The organism is Vibrio xiamenensis, from assembly GCF_900100015.1.
Lineage (GTDB): Bacteria > Pseudomonadota > Gammaproteobacteria > Enterobacterales > Vibrionaceae > Vibrio > Vibrio xiamenensis.
Map to the genome: position 1 here is coordinate 1 of NZ_FNDD01000027.1, position 17,696 is coordinate 17,696.

Genomic DNA, 17,696 nt, shown 5'->3' on the forward strand with positions numbered 1-17,696 from the left:
GATACTTTCGGTGGGACTATCACAACCAAGTGAACGTGATCTGGCTGAATATTTAATTCCAAGACTTCACAATCTTTTATATTGCACAAAATGTAGATCGAGCGGTAAAGCTCCTTACCTACATTACCTTTCAAGATCTTAAATCTATACTTCGGCGTCCATACTATGTGGTATTTACAACGCCAATATACATGTGATGAACTTCTGTAGTCGCCCATGTTTTTAGTTTCCTCTTACTTGTGGTGAATAAGAGACTTACTTCTAACATGGGCATTCCTTCGGGCAATAGCCCCAAGGGACAATCACCACCGCCCTAGGCGGTGGTTTAGAGCTGACAATAAAAAAGCTCGCCAATTGGCGAGCTTTTTTGATCGTGCTTTTGAACGTTGAGTTCGTGCAGCGCTTACAGAATAAAGCGGCTTAAGTCTTCGTCTTCGATAAAGCCGCCTAAACGTGCTTTCACGTAAGCCGCGTCAATCTCAAAGCTTGAGCCCGACTTATCGGTGGCATCGAACGAAATCTCGTCCATCAAACGCTCCATCACAGTGTGCAGGCGACGGGCACCGATATTTTCAGTGGTTTCGTTCACTTGCCATGCAGCATCAGCAATTTGCTGAATACCGTCGTCGGTAAAGCTAATCGTGACATCTTCTGTTTTCATTAGCGCTATGTACTGCTCAGTCAACGACGCTTTTGGCTCAGTCAAAATACGTTTGAAGTCATCAGACGACAGCGCATCCAGCTCAACGCGAATCGGTAGACGGCCTTGCAACTCTGGAATTAAGTCTGATGGACGCGCCACTTGGAACGCGCCTGAGGCAATAAACAGAATGTGGTCAGTGCGTACCATACCGTGTTTCGTCGAGACGGTGCTGCCTTCGATAAGCGGTAGCAAATCACGTTGCACCCCTTCACGAGACACATCAGGACCGGAGCTTTCGCCACGCTTACAGATCTTATCGATTTCATCGATAAACACGATGCCGTTGTTTTCAACGTTATAGATCGCTTGCTCTTTTAGCTCTTCTTGGTTAACCAATTTCGCCGCTTCTTCTTCCGTCAGCGCTTTAAACGCGTCTTTGATTTTCATCTTGCGTTTTTTCTTGGTGTCGCCCGCTAGGTTAGCAAACATACCTTGCAACTGGTTAGTCATCTCTTCCATGCCAGGAGGGGCCATGATTTCAACGCCCATTTGCGGCGCCGCGACTTCAATATCGATTTCTTTATCGTCGAGTTTGCCTTCACGCAACTTCTTGCGAAACGCTTGACGTGTAGATGATTGCTCATCGCTTTGCTCATTTTGGCCCCAAGCATCGCGCGCTGGCGGCAGCAGAGCATCCAAAATACGCTCTTCTGCTTGCTCTTCAGCGCGGAATTTCACTTTTTCCATCGCTTGCTGATGAGTCATTTTAACTGCTACGTCAGTGAGGTCGCGAATAATGGTTTCGACTTCCTTACCCACGTAACCCACTTCAGTAAATTTGGTCGCTTCGACTTTCATAAACGGCGCATTGGCCAATTTTGCCAAGCGGCGGGCAATTTCGGTTTTACCAACACCGGTCGGACCGATCATCAAAATGTTTTTTGGCGACACTTCGACACGTAAGCTCTCTTCAAGCTGCATACGGCGCCAGCGGTTACGCAGCGCAATGGCGACTGAACGTTTGGCGTTATCTTGGCCAATAATATGGCGATTCAATTCATGAACAATTTCACGTGGAGTCATTTCAGACATAGAGAATTCCTTAATTTAATTCGGTTAACGCTATCGGTTTATTTTTCAGCTGATTCAGCGTCTGTTTCTAGTTCTTCGATAGTGTGGAATTGGTTGGTGAACACACAGATATCACCGGCAATCTTGAGCGATTTCTCTGCGATTTCTCGCGCGTCTAATTCGGTATTTTCCAATAGGGCAATCGCGGCAGCTTGAGCAAAGTTACCACCAGAGCCGATCGCAATCAGATCGTTCTCTGGCTGCACAACATCACCGTTACCAGTAATGATCAGCGATGCCGTTTCATCGGCAACTGCCAATAGTGCTTCAAGTTTACGAAGCGCACGATCGCTGCGCCAATCTTTAGCCAGCTCGACCGCCGCTTTGGTAAGGTGGCCTTGGTGCATTTGCAATTTGCTTTCAAAACGCTCAAACAGGGTGAAGGCATCCGCCGTACCGCCGGCAAAGCCAGCCAATACTTTGTTGTTATATAGGCGACGCACCTTACGTGCATTGCCTTTCATGACTGTATTACCAAGAGAGACTTGGCCGTCACCGGCGATGACAACTTTATTATTACGGCGAACAGATACGATAGTAGTCACGTGGGAGCCTCTTTATTCGTTTCACTAGGGAGATAACGTTTATATGAGGATAGTGACCGTGAAATTCAAGGTGAGGATGTAGCGAGAATAAAAAAGCAAAGGCCAACAAGATTGCTGGCCTTTACATAACGATTACTGATTATCTTTCCAGATGGCACAAGGCTCGATCTTAGCGCGCTGAAGCTTGTGCTTATCGCGTTCCGCCTCACGTTTAAACTTGTAAGGCCCCAAAGTCACTCGATACCAACTGCTATTCTCTTTTTTGCGAATCTTGCTGGTTAAACCTTGGAAAGCAATATTGGCTTTGCGTTCTTCCGCTTGCGCCATGGTTTTATAAGCGCCGCACTGCATGATGTACGGAATTTCAGAAACCACTTGTTCCTTCGCTTTAACCTCAATTTCGCGATTCGGCAGAGAATCGACATAATCCCATTTCTCTTGCGGAGGCGTTGGTATGACTTCTTGAGGTTTAGGTTTTGCTGGCGCAACGGGCACAGTTTCTACTTCTTGCACCGCAGGTTTCGGCGGCTCAGGGTCATTACCGAGAATATACAATCCATAGCCAAATACCCCAACGAGTGCCACGGCAATCAATCCACTGCGCCATGGTTTACGCCCTGGTGCGGATTTTTTTGCAGGCTTTTTTGCCGGAGTGCCGCGACCACGCTTTACATAATCTTTATTTGCCACTGTCGTACATCAACAATTAAATACATAGTCCGATATGGTAATGCAGAATACGAAAGGATGACAGCTTTGAAATGGAAGCGGCGCGTTAAATCATTTCGCGCCGCTGGTCAATTTAGACTAAACGAGGGGGAGCGGCGCTTTCTCGTACTACCAGTTGAGTTTCGAGCAAACGCGAGCCGGCACGAACATCGTGGCCGCGCAGCAACTCAAGCATCATCAGCATGGCTTGACGTCCAATCTCATAGCGAGGTTGAGAAATGGTGGTTAACGGTGGATCGCAATACTGCGCGTATTGAATATCGTCAAACCCAACAATCGAGAGATCTTGCGGAATGCGTAATCCAAGTTTCTTCGCCTCTTGAATCGCCCCTATTGCCATCGAATCGTTATGACAGAACACCGCTGTCGGCGCTTCAGGCAGAGCCAGCAATTGACGAATCGCCTTCGCTCCATCTTCAAAGCTAAAGTTCCCATGGAACGTGTAACTCGGATTCATCGTGATGCCCGCACGGCGCAGCGCCTGCTGGTATCCTTGATGGCGGAACTGGCACAAGGCTGCGGTTTCCGGACCAGAGATCTGTGCGACGCGTTTATGCCCCATCTGGGTTAAATAGTTAACCGCTTCAAATGCTGAAGTAAGGTTATCAATATGCACGGTCGGCAACTCCAGCTCAGGTGCAAATTCACACGCCATCACCATAGGTGGAAGGTTTTTTTGTTCCGGCTTACTGACATCAAACGGTAAGTCGGTACCCAAAAGCAACATGCCATCTGCCTGTTTGGTAAAGACCAAATTCACAAATGAACTCTCACGCTTTCGTTGCTGTCCGCTGTCGCCAAGCAGAACGATATAACCATGTTCCATGGCGGCATCTTCAATACCACGAATGATTTCAGTGAAATAGGGATCACAAATATCCGGAATGATCGCAATGATCGTTTTGGATTCGTTTCGGCGCAAGTTGCGCGCCAAAGAATTTGGTGAATAACCAGCTTCCAGTACGGCGTCTTCGACTCGTTTACGCGTTGCTGAAGACACTTTTTCAGGATTCATCAACGCTCTAGATACGGTCGCGGTTGAGACTCCTGCTAGCTGGGCAACATCCTTCATTGTCGCCATAAAAAAATAACCCTCTCAATTCCTTTACTGTAGCCAAGACGCTACTCTTTTAGATATACATTCTGCTGATGAACTAAAGCTCATTTCTTATATTAACTTAATTGCATTACGAAAACGTTTACCTTATTCATAAGAATGAATAACAAAGTTTACAGAACATAGTTTATTCATTTCGAAACATAAAGTTACGGCTAGATTAACAAAAAAGGCAGTTTATTGGTGATTAACATCACAAATAAATGAAAAATGGTGACAAGTCTTTTAATTGATACGCCCACAATGCCGCTAATGCACCACGCACAGTTAACGCTGTTAACACCTACGCGGCTTACCATTAACTCAAGTCTTGCGGCTCAATATCCATCGACCAACGCACTTTTTTCGCATTCGGCAGCATCTGAATCACAGGCTTGGCGCTATTTAATAGTTTTTGCATCACTGGCCGAGATTGAGTCTGGACTAACAGTTGCCAGCGATATTTCCCTGCTCGCTTGGCAACCGGTGATGGGGTTGGCCCCAGCACCATACAACCTTGTTCAAAGACCGGGTTGATTTCCAAAGTTTGCCGCACTTGGCGTAAAAAGTCTTCCACTAACGCCGACTGATTCGCTTCGGCTTTGAACAGAGTCAAATAAGAAAATGGCGGCAGCGCGGCAACCTTGCGCTCACTGAGCGCCGATTCGGCAAAATGGCGATAGTCCTTTTCGAGTAACGCTTGTAGCAGGCTATGTTCTGGATGGTGAGTTTGCAAAATCACTTCGCCGGGTTTACTTGCGCGTCCGGCTCGCCCTGCAACCTGAATAAACAACTGCGCCAAACGCTCCGAGGCGCGAAAATCACTACTATATAAAGAGCCATCAACATCCAGTAGCGCCACCAGCGTCACATCTGGAAAATGGTGGCCTTTGGCCAGCATCTGAGTACCGATCAGAATCTGATATTCGCCTTTGCGAATCGACTCCAAAGCCGTTTCTAAACTGCCTTTACGCCTCGTGCTGTCACGGTCAATACGAATCGCTTTGTATTCAGGAAACAGCTCAGCAAGCTTAGCTTCGAGCTGCTCAGTACCAACGCCGACGGTGACTAAGTGAGTCGAACCACAACCTTGGCATTGGTGAATCACTGGCTGCTGAGAACCACAATGATGGCAACGAATTTCATTACTGGCGTGATGATAGGTGTAATAAGCATCACAGCGCTGACACTCGGCAATCCAGCCACATTCATGGCACATCAAAGCCGGAGAAAAACCGCGACGGTTTAAAAACAGCATCACCTGATTACCCGCGACAAGATGACGACGCATTTCGGCAATCAAAGGCGCCGAAAGCCCGCTATCAAGATATAAGCCTTTAATATCGAGCACTTTATTGGTGGTTGGCAGCGCATTACCCGCTCGCTGGGTCAAAGTAAGATGATGATATTTACCGCTTTGTGCATTGTAGAGTGTTTCGAGCGCCGGCGTCGCTGAGCCGAGCACCACAGGTATGTTCTCTTGGTTGGCGCGCATTACCGCTACATCGCGAGCATGATAACGCAGACTGTCTTGCTGTTTATAAGAGGCGTCATGTTCTTCATCGACAATAATGATGCCGAGATTGGCAAACGGCGTCATCAGCGCCGATCGTGTACCAATAATAATGCCTGCCGATTTATCTTTGGCTGCCAACCAAGCATTAAGCCGCTCGGTGTCATTTAATCCGGAATGCACCACTTCCACTGGCACGGTAAAACGTTTTTTAAATCGGTTGATAGTTTGCGGAGTTAAGCCGATTTCAGGCACCAGAACCAGCGCTTGCTGACCACGCTCAAGTACCGGCTTAATCAGATTAAGGTACACCTCGGTTTTTCCCGATCCCGTCACCCCTTCGAGCAGGTAGCAACCAAATTCTCGTTGACTATTGACCGACGCGATAGCGACCGCTTGCTCTTGGTTAAGTTTCGGTTTCTCAACTTGAGCTTCGACCTCAACTGGCCAAACAGCTCGCTGCGGCTTCTTTTCATGACGGCTGATCCAGCCTTTATCGCTCAAAGTTTTGAGCACCGAACTTGACACTTCAGCATCGATAAAAGCTTGCTGAGTCAACGGCCCGGATGCCAGCATTTGCATCACTTTGGCTTGCTGTACTGCGCGGCCAAAGCCTTGCATCAATTGATTTTTGCCGCTTTCTGTAACCTGCCACTCAATCACGCTGGCCCACTCAGCGGCTTTGCCTTTACGCAGCGCGCTTGGCAATGCATTACTTAGGGTATCGCCAAGCGGATATTGATAATACTGGCTGCACCAACGCAGCAGTTTATACAGCGGTTCGGGCCACAGCGGCGCATTGTCCAGCACTTGATAGAGCGGTTTTAATTGATTGGCGGCAAAGCTTGAGTGATCACTCAATTCCACCACAATCCCCACCAGTGTTTGGCGTCCAAACGGCACTGACACACGCCCACCAACCACAGGTTTGGCCGTGGCAGGAATGGTGTAGTCAAACAGTTTATCCAAAGGAACAGGTAACGCGACACGCGCAATGGCAGGCTGCATAAAAACGGCTAACTCTCGGTTTCTGGTAACAAAACACAGTTTAATCGATCGCTGTGCCAGTTAATAGCCACTCACTACATCACAAGGTTATCTCGCCTCAAAACTAAAATGGCGAAAAAAGTAGCAAACAATCACTGCAAAGCTATTGATTCGCGAACTCGGAAACATTACTATACTGCGCCTTGATGATATGGCTTATTCGTTTGATCGAGCAGCGGTATCTCAGCATATAAATTGTTAACTACGTGTGGTGTCCGGCACAGATTCGGATAGCGACACGGCCTAATTTGAGGTTCTCCCATGAAAACTGGTATCCACCCAGAATACAAAGCAATTAAAGCAACTTGTTCTTGCGGAAACGCTTTTGAGTTCAACTCAACGCTAGACAAAGAAGCTATCCACCTAGACGTGTGTGACAAATGTCACCCATTCTACACTGGTAAACAACGTATCGTTGATACCGGTGGTCGTGTTGACCGCTTCAACAAGCGTTTCGGCGCACTATCAAGCAAGAAGTAATTTTTACCTCTTCGCTGATAACAAAAAGGACGCTCAGGCGTCCTTTTTTGATCTCTGCACTTAGGGTTTATGCCGCAAACGTCGGCAAAAATACACGTTACAATACGACATCTGGTCTTATCTCCCCAAATTTTCGTGCTTTGACTGATCTAAGTCAGCTTTACATCTAGGCAGCCCGAAAAGCATACATTACACTAATATTTCCCCCAACAAATGAGCATTTAACTTATGTCTGATGACACCCAAGCGTTATCACCGGAAGAACAATTCCGCCAACAGGCCCTTGATTACCACGCAAAGCCAACGGCAGGTAAAATCTCCGTTGAACTGACCAAACCTGCCAACTCTGCGCATGATCTCGCGTTGGCCTATAGCCCAGGCGTGGCTGAACCTGTTCGTGAAATCGCTCAGAACCCAGACACAGTTTATCGCTACACAGCAAAAGGCAATATGGTTGCAGTGATCTCAAACGGGACTGCAATTCTTGGTCTAGGGAACTTAGGACCACTGGCTTCAAAACCAGTAATGGAAGGGAAAGCACTTCTGTTCAAGCGATTTGCTGGCTTGGATTCGATTGATATTGAAGTCAAACACCGCACCATCGACGAGTTCGTCGATACCGTTGCAAACATCGCTGACACCTTTGGCGGTATCAACTTAGAAGACATCAAAGCACCCGATTGTTTTGAGATTGAAAAGCGTCTTATCGAGCGCTGTGACGTGCCAGTGTTCCACGATGACCAGCACGGTACTGCAATTGTGACTGCAGCAGGCATGTTGAATGCCATTGAACTGCAAGGCAAAAAACTCGAAGAGTCGACTATCGTCTGTTTAGGTGCAGGCGCTGCAGCGGTCGCGTGTATGGAGCTACTGATCAAATGTGGCGCGATGCGTGAAAAGATCTACATGCTGGATCGCAAAGGCGTGATCCACACTCGTCGTGACGATCTCAACGAATACAAACAGCTGTTTGCCAATAACACTGACAAACGCACGCTAGAAGACGTGATTGAAGGTGCGGATTTGTTCCTCGGTGTTTCTGGCCCGAACCTAATGCCAGCTGAAGCATTGAAACTGATGGCGGACAAACCTGTGGTATTTGCATGTTCAAACCCAGATCCTGAAATCAAACCTGCGCTGGCTCACGAAGTTCGCGATGATTTGATCATGGGTACTGGCCGCAGTGATTACCCGAACCAAGTCAACAATGTGCTGTGTTTCCCATTCATCTTCCGCGGTGCGCTTGATGTTCGCGCCAGTGAAATTAATGATGAAATGAAACTGGCCGCAGTTGATGCGATTCGTCAACTTGCCAAAGAACCGGTTCCAGAAGAAGTGTTGCAAGCTGCGGGCGTCACCAGCCTAAGCTTTGGCCGCGATTACATCATTCCAAAACCAATGGACAAACGCTTGCTACCACGCGTTGCTCGCGCCGTTGCTCAAGCTGCGGTTGACTCTGGCGTCGCGCGCATCGATATGCCTGAAGGCTACATGCAAGACTAAACCAGAATGAGGCTGGATAATTCACATCCAGGTGTCACACAAACAAAAAGGTTGGCATTAAGCCAACCTTTTTTTATATCTGTCATAAGCGATATTGAATCAATATCGAAAACTTACTCTTCGTCGTACGCTTCGAACTCAATACCCATTTCAGTCATGATTTTCTTCACTTCTGCTGGAATATCGTCTGGGCGGTCTTTACGCAAATCTTCATCCGTTGGCAGTGGTTGCCCCGTGTAAGCATGCAGAAACGCTTCGCACAATAGCTCACTATTGGTGGCGTGGCGCAGATTGTTGATCTGACGGCGAGTACGTTCGTCAGTCAATACTTTAAGCACTTTCAAGGGGATAGAAACGGTAATTTTTTTTACTTGCTCACTTTTTTTGCCATGTTCAGCGTATGGGCTAATGTAATCCCCATTCCAGTCTGCCATTGCGCACCTTCATCAAAGTTATTGGATTCGTTTAAGGCTTACAATTTTAGCGGCTTTTAAGGCTATAAGCAAAGACATATAGACGTCTAGAAGTGTTGACGTCTCATTTTTAGCAAAGTAAAGTGTGGGAATTAAGGAATTGGAATGTTTTGCAGCGCAGATTTAGAATAAAAATCGCCCAGCAATGCTCACTCTATAACCTATCGGTTACCATGTATAGCGCATTCCCATTAACAAGTCATTCTGTTCGCAAGGAAATCCTATGAGTACTCACAAACCTGCCACAATTGCGGTAAGAACCGGAATTGAATCCGACACTCAACACCATGCAGTTGTGCCACCGATTTATCTGTCGACCAACTATGGTTTCCCTGCGTTTGGCGAAGTACCTAAATACGATTACACCCGTTCGGGCAACCCAAATCGCGGTCTGCTTGAGCAAGCTCTGTATGAATTGGAATCCGGCAGCGGCGCTGTGGTGACCAACTGTGGTACATCAGCCCTCAACCTTTGGGTTTCTGCCTTCATTGGCCCAGACGACCTGATTGTGGCGCCGCACGACTGTTACGGCGGTACTTATCGCCTGTTTAATACCCGCGCTCAAAAAGGCGATTTTAAAGTCGAGTTTGTCGATCAATCCAACCCAACAGCTTTTGACGCCGCGATTGCCAAAAAGCCAAAACTGATTTTGTTGGAGACCCCATCAAACCCGCTAGTGCGCGTGGTCGATATCGCCGAAACCTGCAAGAAAGCGCAACAAGTTGGCGCTTTGGTCGCGGTCGATAACACCTTTTTGACACCTGTGTACCAAAAGCCATTAGAGCTCGGCGCCGACTTTGTGATTCACTCCACCACCAAATTTATTAACGGTCATTCCGACGTGATTGGCGGCGTGGTGATCGCCAAAGATGCGGAACACGCCGAGAAACTCGCTTGGTGGGGCAACTGTATCGGCGCAACCGGCACACCGTTTGACAGCTATTTGACTCTGCGCGGTATTCGCACCTTAGGCGCTCGTATGCGCGTTCACGAAGAGAGCTCGCAGCAGATTCTGCAATATCTACAGACTCAACCACTGGTGGGCGCAATTTTCCATCCAAGCCTGCCTCATCACCCAGGCCATGACATCGCGAAAAAACAGCAGTCAGGCTTTGGCTCAATGCTGAGCTTTGAATTTGCTGGCAGCTACGAACAGCTCAAAACCTTCGTCAGCAACCTCAAACTGTTCTCGCTAGCGGAATCACTAGGCGGCGTGGAAAGCTTAATTTGCCACCCAGCAACCATGACGCACCGCGCCATGGGAGAAGCAGCACTGGCAGAAGCTGGCGTATCACATCAATTGCTACGCCTATCTGTCGGCCTTGAAGATGCCGAAGATTTGATTGCCGATTTAAACCAAGCCTTTACTCTTTCTAAGGAGGGGTGTTAATGACCCACCCTCGTCAGTTACATAAATTTGGTGGCAGTAGCCTAGCCGATCCGGAATGCTACCGTCGTGTCGCCAATATTTTGAAGCAGTACTCTGGCAGTGATGATCTAATTGTTGTCTCGGCGGCGGGTAAAACCACCAACCGCCTGATTGAATTTGTCGATGCGCTCAACAAAGATGGCCGTATTGCCCATGAAGTGTTGCAATCTCTGCGTCAGTATCAATCTGAGCTGATCACCGAATTGCTTGAAGAGCAGCAACAAGAAACGCTACTTGCGACCTTAAACGACGAGTTCACTACTTTAGGTGAACTCACCGCCCCGTTTACTCAAGAGCAGCGAGCCGCGGTGCTCGGCCACGGCGAAGCGTGGTCAGCACGTTTGCTGGCAGCGCTACTCAACCAAATGGGCTTGGCGAGCATCGCTCAAGACTCGCGCTCCTTTTTACGTGCAGAAACTGGTACCCAACCTGAAATTGACCAAGGTGCGTCATACCCGCTGCTAAAAGAAATTTTGGCTCAGCATTCACAGCGCCGAGTTGTGATCACAGGCTTTATGGCACAAAACACTCAAGGCCATACTGTACTGCTGGGACGCAACGGCTCTGACTACTCCGCAACCATTATCGGCGCGTTGGCGCAAGTCGCACAGGTAACAATTTGGAGTGACGTTGCCGGGGTTTATAGCGCCGACCCACGAATTGTTTCTGAAGCTTGCCTGCTGCCTTTGCTACGCCTAGATGAAGCCAGCGAGTTAGCACGCTTAGCGGCACCAGTGCTGCATAGTCGCACCCTACAACCTGTGGCGCAGAGCGCGATGGATTTACACTTGCGTTGTAGCTATCAGCCAGAATCTGGCTCGACGCGCATTGAGCGCGTATTGGCATCTGGACGCGGCGCGAAAATCATTACCTCGTTGGATGACGTGCTACTGATCGAACTGAATTTCTCCGCAGGCCATGATTTCGCTCGTCACCAACAAGATGTTTTGGCGTCACTGAAACGTGCGCAGTTGCAGCCACTGGCGTTTGAAGCGCAAAGCGATCAGCATATTCTGCAGCTCGCTTATACCGCTGAAATCGCCAGCGGTGCACTGAGCTTTTTGCAAGATAGCGCCACCGAAGCTGAGCTAAAGCTCAAAGAAGGTTACTGCTTAGTCGCCGCAGTAGGCGCAGGCGTGACCAAAAACCCGCACCACTGCTACGGCTTCTATCAACAACTGAAAAATGCACCGGTTGAGTTCATCTCAGAAACCGAATCATCGCTGAGTCTGGTCGCGGTGCTACGCACTACGGACACTCAAGCGCTGGTCGACGGCATTCACACTCAGCTGTTCCAAGCTCAGAAACGCATTGCCATCGCTTTGTGTGGCAAAGGCAACATCGGCTCAAGCTGGTTAAAACTGTTCAACGAGCAAAAGCCCGAGCTGGAAAAGCGTCACGGTATGAACTTTGAGCTGGTCGCCGTCGTTGGCAGCGATAGATACTGGTTTAACGAGCAAGGCATCGACGTTTCCAGCATTGATAGTCAGTTTGACGATGAGTCAGTCAGCTATGAAGGCAGTGACTGGATCGAAAAAGTTGGCGCCCTGCAAGATTACGATGACGCAGTAGTGCTTGATGTGACTGCCAGTAAAGAACTGGCAAGCCGCTATCTCGAAATTGCCGAGCAAGGCATGCACCTGATTTCGGCCAACAAAGTGGCAGGCTCTGCATCTGGTGAGTACTACCACCAAGTGCAAGATGCGTTTGCCAAAATCAACCGCCACTGGCTGTACAACGCCACGGTAGGCGCTGGGCTGCCGATCAACCACACAGTGCGCGATCTGCGAGAAAGTGGTGATGACATTGTCGCGGTATCCGGTATTTTCTCAGGGACCTTATCTTGGCTGTTTCAGCAATACGATGGTAGCGTCCCATTTGCCGAATTGGTGGATTTGGCGTGGCAACAAGGCCTTACCGAACCGGACCCACGCCAAGATCTCGATGGTTCCGACGTCATGCGTAAACTGGTGATTTTGGCGCGCGAATCAGGGCTGACGCTTGAACCTGAGCAAGTCAAAGTCGAATCACTAGTGCCCGACGAGCTAATTGAACTGTCATTGGATGATTTTCTCGATAACAGCCAACTGCTCAGTGAGCGTCTGGCGGAGCGCTTGGAAAAAGCGCAACGCGAAGAGAAAGTACTGCGCTATGTCGCGCGCCTTGAGAAAAACGGTCAAGCCAGCGTTGGTGTCGAAGCGCTCGATAAAGAGCACGCACTGGCCAACCTTTTGCCGTGTGACAACATCTTCGCTATCGAAAGTAAGTGGTACAAAGATAATCCGCTGGTCATTCGCGGCCCGGGGGCTGGGCGCGAAGTCACTGCTGGCGCGCTTCAATCAGACCTTAACCGCCTGGCAGGCATGCTTTAAGCTTACCTCGTGCACATCATTGACGGTAAATCTGCTCTTGCTGAGCAGTGCTACTTCAGCCACCACACTTAAGACGGTTTGGTGGCTGTTTTTTCTCTGCAGTTTTCACTTTATACAAAGCCCTATATGCTTGTGGTTATGTCTGTTTTTCAAAACGCCGTCTCATATTGAGCATTACTCATTATTAACTTGAGAAAAATTCATGTTGAGATAGTTGACATTAAAACCTATTCAAGACATTCTCTGGACATATAGACGTCTAAACGTCAGAAATGGAATCACGCTAAATTTTGTGGTTGGTCACCACGGGAGAGAAAAATGGGATACACGCACGCAGGGCACATTGATGCCCTAAACCAGAACATCGCTGAGTTATCAGACAACATCAATGTGTCATTTGAGTTTTTTCCACCGAGCAGCGAAAAGATGGAAGAAACCCTGTGGAATTCAGTGCATCGCCTAAAGACACTGCAACCGAAATTTGTTTCGGTGACTTACGGTGCAAACTCTGGCGAGCGTGACCGCACTCACTCGATCATCAAAGAGATCAAAGCACAAACCGGGCTAGTCGCAACACCACACCTAACCTGTATTGACGCCAGTCGCGAAGAGCTGATTCAAATCGCCGATGACTACTGGGCAAACGGCATTGAAAGCATCGTTGCGCTGCGTGGTGATATTCCTCCTGGCGGCGGCGCTCCTGCAATGTATGCCTCTGACTTGGTTGAGCTTCTGAAATCACGCCATAACTTTGATATTTCCGTGGCTGCATTTCCAGAAGTCCATCCGGAAGCCAAAAGCGCCCAAGCCGATCTGCTGAACCTAAAACGTAAAGTTGATGCTGGTGCTAGCCGCGCGATTACTCAGTTCTTCTTTGATGTCGAAAGCTATCTACGTTTTCGTGACCGCTGCGTTGCGGCAGGTATTGATGTGGAAATTGTTCCAGGAATTCTGCCGGTATCGAACTTCAAACAAGCCTCGCGCTTTGCGGCGCAAAACAACGTTAAAGTTCCAGGTTGGATGGCTCGCCAGTTTGAAGGTTTAGACGACGACCCGACCACTCGTCAACTCGTCGGCGCCAGCCAAGCCATCGATATGGTGCGAGTACTAAGCCGTGAAGGAGTGAAAGATTTCCACTTCTATACCCTAAACCGTGCAGAAATGACTTACGCGCTGTGCCACACCCTTGGCGTACGACCAAAAGCCTAAGCGTAGCTCCCTCTCCTAAGCAAAAAAACGCCAACGATAATGTTGGCGTTTTTTATGTTCTCAAGATCCGTGTTAACCTTAAGCCGTCTGATTGGCGACCACTTACAAACAACACATCACTTCAAACCAATTATTCGACTTCTTCCATCTTGCCAAGCAAGCCACGAATGCGCTCTTGCCATGCATTGTGTTCTTGTTGAACTTGCTGAGCTTTTTGCTCTAGTGCTTCACGGCTGTTGCGTAGCTCTTGCGCTTCGCTAACCAGTTTCGCTTTCTCTTCTTTTAGCTCTTCAACTTCCATTTGCAGCAGGGCAATGGTGTCCACTGCAGTTTGGATTTTTGCTTCTAATTGCTCTAGTACTTCAAAAGACATGTTCGTCTACCCTTAATATCATTCGGTTTAGTGTCGCCTTGCGTTCATTCTACTTAGCCAGCACCTTGGACACACGCGCTATATTTGCAAATGCGTGCTATTCGGCTAAAAAAACAACGCTATTTGACACGATTTTGACCTGAATTGGTTTTTTCCTTCTCCGTCACCACTTTAAAAGCTTGCTTTGAATCACTTCAAGTCCCTTTGTTGCAAAAAAATCAATCTCGATAATCGGATATGATAAAATCCTAGCAGTTTTATTTTTCCTTTTGGTTGATGAATTTTTGGAGTCCGCACATGAAGCGCGATTTAGCAATGGCCTTTTCTCGAGTAACGGAAGGAGCCGCGTTAGCAGGGTATAAATGGTTGGGTCGTGGCGACAAGAACGCCGCCGATGGTGCCGCAGTTGAAGTGATGCGCACGCTGCTCAACAAAACCGAGATCCAAGGCGAGATCGTTATCGGTGAAGGTGAAATTGACGATGCACCTATGCTGTACATCGGCGAACAAGTCGGTATTGGCGGTGACGAAGTCGATATCGCGGTTGACCCTATCGAAGGGACACGCATGACCGCAATGGGCCAATCCAACGCGTTGGCGGTGTTAGCAGCGGGCGAGAAAGGCAGCTTTCTCAAAGCGCCGGATATGTACATGGAGAAACTGGTCGTCGGTCCTGGCGCCAAAGGTTGCATCGACTTAAACAAACCTCTCAAAGAAAACCTTGAGAACATCGCTAGTGCGCTGAACAAATCTCTAGATACCCTCGTGGTAGTAACTTTAGCTAAACCGCGTCACGACAAAATCATCGCCGAAATGCAAGCCATGGGCATTCGCGTGTTTGCAGTGCCAGACGGTGATGTCGCGGCCTCGATTCTAACCTGTATGCCAGATAGCGAAGTTGATGTGATGTACTGCATTGGCGGAGCGCCTGAAGGTGTTGTATCAGCGGCGGTCATTCGCGCCCTTGACGGCGACATGAACGCTCGCTTACTGCCGCGCCAAAAAGTCAAAGGCGAAACCGACGACAACCGCATTCACGGCGCCAACGAAATCAAACGTTGTAAAGAGATGGGCGTCACCCCTGAAGTGGTGCTCAAGATGGAAGATATGGCGCGTAGCGACAACGTCGTATTTGCAGCAACCGGTATTACCAAAGGCGATTTGCTTGATGGCATTACCCGTAAAGGTAATATCGCCACCACAGAAACGCTGGTGATTCGTGGTCGATGCCGTACGATTCGTCGCATCAAATCCATTCACTACCTCGATCGCAAAGATCCAGAAGTGCTGGACTTAATTCTTTAGAGCATAACGGGGGATGACTGCTGTCATCCCCCGAACGCGAGTAACCTTGTACTCTAGCGTCACCCTGCACTTGTATCAGGGTCTAGCTCTTCACTGACACCAAGATTCTGAATCGGCGCTTCGCGGGTTCAGAATGACAATTATTGAGTTCGACGAATAACTACGCGATGGCCCTGATCGGCTTGTTCAAAATCAATAAAGTTATCGATAGCATCCAGCGCGTCTTCTTGGTGGTGAGTGACATACAACAACTGAGTTAAATTGGCACTTGCAATGCGATTGAGCGCAAACAGAACCAATTTACGATTGAGGTAATCCAAACCTTGGTATGGCTCGTCAAGAATCAGCAATGCCGGCTGTTTAATCAGCGCCCGTCCGATTAACAACAGACGTTGCTGACCATAATCGAGGGATTTAAATCCGGTCTTTTCTTGATGGCTCATTTCCAGAACTTGCAGCCATTGGCGCGCCAACTGCACTTGTTTCGTGCTTGGTTTTTCATACAAACCGATCGAATCAAAAAAGCCTGATAGAATGACATCGAGCGCACTACAGTTAACTCGATACTGCAAGTGCAGAGAAGACGACACCACGCCGATACGCTTTTTGACTTGCCAGATACTTTCCCCACTGCCACGCTGCATGCCGAGCACTTGAATATCATTGCTATAACATTGCGGATGATCGCCAAGAATCAAACCAAGCAGAGTGCTCTTGCCGCATCCGTTCGGGCCGCGAATTTGCCAGTGTTCGCCGCGACGAATTTGCCAATTCACATTATCAAAAATCAACCCGTCGACATATTCGACTTTCACTTGGTTCATCGCCACCAAAGGATCAGGCACCTCTGCCTGCTCAGTTTGCATCGCCACCAGCTCAACAATCGCTTCACTTTGGCTACTTGATAGCGCTCGAAGCTGCTGCATTAATGGATGGTCGACAAACTGCGTTTTTGACAGCTTCTGATCCAGCTGAGTGGCACCAAACAGCGCCACGTGAGTGATGCAGTCGGGCAGCTCATCTTCTCGTGAAGTGATCACCACCAGCTGCATAGTTTGCGCGCATTGGTTTAGAAGTTCGGTTAAGGCTTTACGATGAGCAATGTCGAGGCCAGAATAAGGCTCATCTAAAATCAGCATCTCTGGCTTTTGCGCCACTGCACGAGCCAGCATCACGCGACGGGTTTCACCAGTCGATAACTGACGAAATGGTCGAGTGCGCAGAGCCTGCAAATCGGTTTGCGAAAGTAGCGGCTCAAGTGCCTCTTGGGTCGCTCCGGCGGCGAGAATTAGCTCTTCAACCGTTGAACCATAATCGATGTGGTCTTGGAAATCGGTTTCCTCTTGCGCCAACTCCTGCTCAAGTAATTGCTGCTGCAAGGCAAGCGAAACACATCCAATTCGCGATGGAACATCACTCATCTCACCACTATCAACCAACACTTGACCACTAAGAATATCAACCAGAGCAGAGATACAATGGCTATGAGCACTAAACACTGCCCAATGCTCTGAGGGCGCGAGATGCCAGTCCTCTATCGTCAATGACATATCGCCTTTTTTATATCCTAGCCCTTTGATCTTCATCTGCTTTCCCTAGTTGATTCGCCTCGTTCCATAGTGCATCAATGATGATGAAATTGCTACGTCGCCCGAAGAATAGCACTTCAATTCCAAGCCTCGACTCGCCCAAGATAACGACAATATTCAATCAAGTTGCGCTGTTCATGTTTTATTAATCCTGCGCTGACAAAATAAGTTATATATTCAGCACAATAATAAAAGCAGTGAGGATAATCATTCAGTTATACGCATTGTCGACGCTTGATATGCGGCATGTTTGATTCAC

Annotated in this window: 15 protein-coding genes; 6 read left to right on the forward strand and 9 right to left on the reverse strand. The window is 48.4% G+C overall.

What is annotated here, in order from left to right; genetic code table 11:
• The 6 genes from tnpA to priA all read right to left on the reverse strand — a co-directional run.
• Nucleotides 1-218: IS200/IS605 family transposase (gene tnpA, locus BLS03_RS18440; RefSeq protein ID WP_143015644.1), on the reverse strand; the 218-nt coding region annotated here is incomplete at its 3' end.
• Between the two features lie 185 nt (nt 219-403).
• The gene (gene hslU / locus BLS03_RS18445) at nt 404-1,735 is read right to left on the reverse strand and encodes an ATP-dependent protease ATPase subunit HslU (RefSeq protein WP_093277527.1); all 1,332 of its coding nucleotides are present in this window, start codon (nt 1,733-1,735) and stop codon (nt 404-406) included.
• Nucleotides 1,736-1,773: 38 nt separating this feature from the next.
• On the reverse strand, nt 1,774-2,319 hold the full coding sequence (gene hslV / locus BLS03_RS18450) for an ATP-dependent protease subunit HslV (RefSeq protein ID WP_093277529.1): 546 nt from the start codon (nt 2,317-2,319) through the stop codon (nt 1,774-1,776).
• Between the two features lie 132 nt (nt 2,320-2,451).
• Complete coding sequence (ftsN, locus tag BLS03_RS18455) at nt 2,452-3,009, reverse strand: cell division protein FtsN (protein WP_093277532.1); 558 nt, start codon at nt 3,007-3,009, stop codon at nt 2,452-2,454.
• A gap of 112 nt (nt 3,010-3,121) precedes the next feature.
• Nucleotides 3,122-4,129, reverse strand: coding sequence for a DNA-binding transcriptional regulator CytR (cytR, locus tag BLS03_RS18460; protein WP_093277534.1), 1,008 nt, complete (start codon nt 4,127-4,129; stop codon nt 3,122-3,124).
• Nucleotides 4,130-4,463: 334 nt separating this feature from the next.
• The gene (priA, locus tag BLS03_RS18465; protein ID WP_093277537.1) at nt 4,464-6,665 is read right to left on the reverse strand and encodes a primosomal protein N'; all 2,202 of its coding nucleotides are present in this window, start codon (nt 6,663-6,665) and stop codon (nt 4,464-4,466) included.
• A 300-nt stretch (nt 6,666-6,965) separates the two neighbouring features.
• Here priA and rpmE point away from each other — a divergent pair, with 300 nt between their 5' ends.
• Both rpmE and BLS03_RS18475 read left to right on the forward strand, forming a co-directional pair.
• Entirely contained in the window at nt 6,966-7,184 is a 219-nt protein-coding gene (gene rpmE, locus BLS03_RS18470) for a 50S ribosomal protein L31 (protein WP_093277540.1), read from the forward strand.
• 228 nt (nt 7,185-7,412) lie between these two features.
• Entirely contained in the window at nt 7,413-8,687 is a 1,275-nt protein-coding gene (locus tag BLS03_RS18475; protein WP_093277543.1) for a malic enzyme-like NAD(P)-binding protein, read from the forward strand.
• A gap of 113 nt (nt 8,688-8,800) precedes the next feature.
• On the opposite strand, the gene metJ is transcribed toward BLS03_RS18475, so the two are convergent.
• Nucleotides 8,801-9,121 (reverse strand): met regulon transcriptional regulator MetJ, encoded by a 321-nt coding sequence (metJ, locus tag BLS03_RS18480; RefSeq protein WP_093277546.1) that lies wholly within the window; start codon nt 9,119-9,121, stop codon nt 8,801-8,803.
• 262 nt (nt 9,122-9,383) lie between these two features.
• Between metJ and BLS03_RS18485 the strand changes: the two genes are divergently transcribed.
• The 3 genes from BLS03_RS18485 to metF all read left to right on the forward strand — a co-directional run bounded on the left by BLS03_RS18485 (nt 9,384) and on the right by metF (nt 14,170).
• Entirely contained in the window at nt 9,384-10,550 is a 1,167-nt protein-coding gene (locus BLS03_RS18485; RefSeq protein WP_093277548.1) for an O-succinylhomoserine (thiol)-lyase, read from the forward strand.
• Nucleotides 10,550-12,961: a bifunctional aspartate kinase/homoserine dehydrogenase II gene (locus tag BLS03_RS18490; protein WP_093277551.1), complete on the forward strand. Its 2,412-nt coding sequence runs from the start codon at nt 10,550-10,552 to the stop codon at nt 12,959-12,961. The genes BLS03_RS18485 and BLS03_RS18490 overlap by 1 nt, the downstream gene beginning before the upstream one ends.
• Nucleotides 12,962-13,279: 318 nt before the next feature.
• The gene (gene metF, locus BLS03_RS18495) at nt 13,280-14,170 is read left to right on the forward strand and encodes a methylenetetrahydrofolate reductase (RefSeq protein ID WP_093277554.1); all 891 of its coding nucleotides are present in this window, start codon (nt 13,280-13,282) and stop codon (nt 14,168-14,170) included.
• 130 nt (nt 14,171-14,300) lie between these two features.
• Here the strand turns inward: metF and zapB are convergent, their stop codons facing one another.
• A complete protein-coding gene (zapB, locus tag BLS03_RS18500; RefSeq protein WP_093277557.1) occupies nt 14,301-14,543 on the reverse strand; it encodes a cell division protein ZapB in 243 nt (80 codons plus the stop codon).
• A gap of 297 nt (nt 14,544-14,840) precedes the next feature.
• Here zapB and glpX point away from each other — a divergent pair, with 297 nt between their 5' ends.
• Nucleotides 14,841-15,848: a class II fructose-bisphosphatase gene (gene glpX / locus BLS03_RS18505; RefSeq protein ID WP_093277559.1), complete on the forward strand. Its 1,008-nt coding sequence runs from the start codon at nt 14,841-14,843 to the stop codon at nt 15,846-15,848.
• Between the two features lie 140 nt (nt 15,849-15,988).
• Here glpX and BLS03_RS18510 read toward each other — a convergent pair whose 3' ends face one another.
• Nucleotides 15,989-17,434 (reverse strand): ATP-binding cassette domain-containing protein, encoded by a 1,446-nt coding sequence (locus BLS03_RS18510; protein WP_093277562.1) that lies wholly within the window; start codon nt 17,432-17,434, stop codon nt 15,989-15,991.
• Nucleotides 17,435-17,696 lie beyond the last annotated feature (262 nt).

What these genes read in the sequence shown, in the direction of transcription:
- hslU (WP_093277527.1), bottom strand. Translation starts at nt 1,735, where the DNA reads ATGTCTGAAATGACTCCACGTGAAATTGTTCATGAATTGAATCGCCAT.
- cytR (WP_093277534.1), bottom strand. Translation starts at nt 4,129, where the DNA reads ATGGCGACAATGAAGGATGTTGCCCAGCTAGCAGGAGTCTCAACCGCG.
- priA (WP_093277537.1), bottom strand. Translation starts at nt 6,665, where the DNA reads ATGCAGCCTGCCATTGCGCGTGTCGCGTTACCTGTTCCTTTGGATAAA.
- rpmE (WP_093277540.1), top strand. Translation starts at nt 6,966, where the DNA reads ATGAAAACTGGTATCCACCCAGAATACAAAGCAATTAAAGCAACTTGT.
- BLS03_RS18475 (WP_093277543.1), top strand. Translation starts at nt 7,413, where the DNA reads ATGTCTGATGACACCCAAGCGTTATCACCGGAAGAACAATTCCGCCAA.
- metJ (WP_093277546.1), bottom strand. Translation starts at nt 9,121, where the DNA reads ATGGCAGACTGGAATGGGGATTACATTAGCCCATACGCTGAACATGGC.
- BLS03_RS18485 (WP_093277548.1), top strand. Translation starts at nt 9,384, where the DNA reads ATGAGTACTCACAAACCTGCCACAATTGCGGTAAGAACCGGAATTGAA.
- BLS03_RS18490 (WP_093277551.1), top strand. Translation starts at nt 10,550, where the DNA reads ATGACCCACCCTCGTCAGTTACATAAATTTGGTGGCAGTAGCCTAGCC.
- metF (WP_093277554.1), top strand. Translation starts at nt 13,280, where the DNA reads ATGGGATACACGCACGCAGGGCACATTGATGCCCTAAACCAGAACATC.
- zapB (WP_093277557.1), bottom strand. Translation starts at nt 14,543, where the DNA reads ATGTCTTTTGAAGTACTAGAGCAATTAGAAGCAAAAATCCAAACTGCA.
- glpX (WP_093277559.1), top strand. Translation starts at nt 14,841, where the DNA reads ATGAAGCGCGATTTAGCAATGGCCTTTTCTCGAGTAACGGAAGGAGCC.
- BLS03_RS18510 (WP_093277562.1), bottom strand. Translation starts at nt 17,434, where the DNA reads ATGAAGATCAAAGGGCTAGGATATAAAAAAGGCGATATGTCATTGACG.